Source organism: Helicobacter labetoulli (assembly GCF_003670275.1).
Lineage (GTDB): Bacteria > Campylobacterota > Campylobacteria > Campylobacterales > Helicobacteraceae > Helicobacter_C > Helicobacter_C labetoulli.
The window spans coordinates 1-1871 of record NZ_QXJF01000032.1 but is presented as its reverse complement, the minus strand read 5'-3'; the positions used below and the strand labels follow the sequence as shown (position 1 = coordinate 1871).

General features: G+C 33.2%; 1 protein-coding gene. It reads right to left on the bottom strand.

Features of this window, described 5'->3' with window-relative positions; genetic code table 11:
• Positions 1–1871: PBECR3 domain-containing polyvalent protein (locus tag EBF12_RS10915; protein WP_121727668.1), on the bottom strand; the 1871-nt coding region annotated here is incomplete at both ends.

The following is a 1871-nucleotide window of genomic DNA, read 5'->3' as shown; positions in this document are numbered from 1 at the left end:
ATTTGTGTTTTTACTTGTTTTGTTGGGGCATTAAAATCTATTTCATTTAAAATGTTTGTAAATTTCTTGTTATAGTAGTTTTGCATCTCTTGCATAACTTCATCATATTGAGTCGTATAGAACTCTCGTGCTTGTGTTTGCTCTTTATATAACGAATCATCAAAAAACCTTCTTTCAGCATTTCCACGGGCTTTAAATTTAATTTCTTTTATATTTTTATGCAATTCTTTTTCATCTCTTACATTGTCTATTTCTGTTTTAATGGCGTGTTTGAGAGATTCTATTTGATTAAGGGATTGTTCTTTAAAGTCTTGTAATGATTTTGTAGGTGGTATGTAAAACTCATTTTTGTTTATATTACTTAAGAAAAATCTATCGCCTTTCATACCGAAATCATCATCAATATAATTGCCTATGTTGGCAGAATACATTGTCATATTGTCTTTGTCATAATAGCTAACATCTGCGATATTCACATCGCCCCGTTTTCTTATATTATCTATCTCTCCATTTGCTATTTTTTCTGCTAACTCTTTAGTAATATTTTCATTTTTTATAGCGTAGGATATATCAGGGTTAGTTATACTATCACCTTTTAGTGTTTTTTGTGGTATAATGTCATCGGTCAAAGCAAAAGAATTAGCGGTTGGCTCGTAACCTTCAGTAGCGTTTGAGCTTTGGCTTGTTTTCTTATAGCTTTCAGAATCTTTATAATTTCCATCTTGTTTAAACATAGTCTTAAAGTTTAATTCATTTTGTCCTTTTCTTATTTCTTCTATAACTACAAAATGTCCATTGATTTGTTTATAGCTAACAACAACAGGCGTTCCCATATTATCTACACTATTAAGCGTTTCATCAGCACCTTTTACAATGCTTCTATACTCCGCTATGTCGGTATAATCCACCGCTTTTTGTCCGCTATTTTTTACAAGAGCAGATTCTGCTCCGTGCCGATTAAGCGTGTGATTAATCGCACTATAATCAATAGTTATGCGGACATCATTTGGGTATTTAAAGCCTAGTTTCTCCGCTTCTGCTTGTTCTAGCTTATCAATGGCTATTTTTTTATTATTTTTGTGTGCGTATTCCACCACTTCAGGTGTGAAATTTTCCTTGCCTATTACCACCATATCACGCCCTTTTTGTTGGCTAGAATCTATAATATCTTTTATCTCCTTGCTTATTTGTGATGTAGATTCTAAGCTAGATTCTGCTACACTTTTACCGCTTTGTTTTGCTTGTTTGATTATTTCTTGTGGAGTTTGTGGTATAATGTCGCTGTCAAGCTTGATATTAGACTTAGCTATATCATCGTAAGGGCTATGAGCGTTAATCTGATTAGCCGCTTGGCTGTTATAAATCTCTTTTCCCACTGCTGATATTTTATTGTTTAATCCATTTTCTGATTTTGGTGCATTACTTCTAATAATCCATTCACCGCTATCGCTTCTCGCTACACTTGTGAAGTATTTTTCCTCTCCAAACTTTCTAGCAAAAATCAACGCACCATCGTTTTGTAAAATAATCCTTTGTGGCTGTTCTAATGTAGATTTAATCCTATCTAAGTATTTTAATCTATACTCTTTTATAAGCTTTAGCAAACTCCCGCTTGTTAGTCTTATCTCTTCGCCTTGCAATACAGAATCTAAGGCTTGTTTGACTTCAGGGGTAAAGCTTGGAATATAGGCTTGTTCTAAGCTTTTTAGGTTAAATGTTTTTAGCCATAATTCCGCTGTATCTTTAGGTATGTGATACTTCACCCCATAGCTATCAGTGAAAGCTAAAGCATTATCCACTTGCTTTTTAGGTAGAGAATCTATTTTAGATTTAAGGCTTTTAAATAAATCATCTAAGCTAGATTCTGCTTT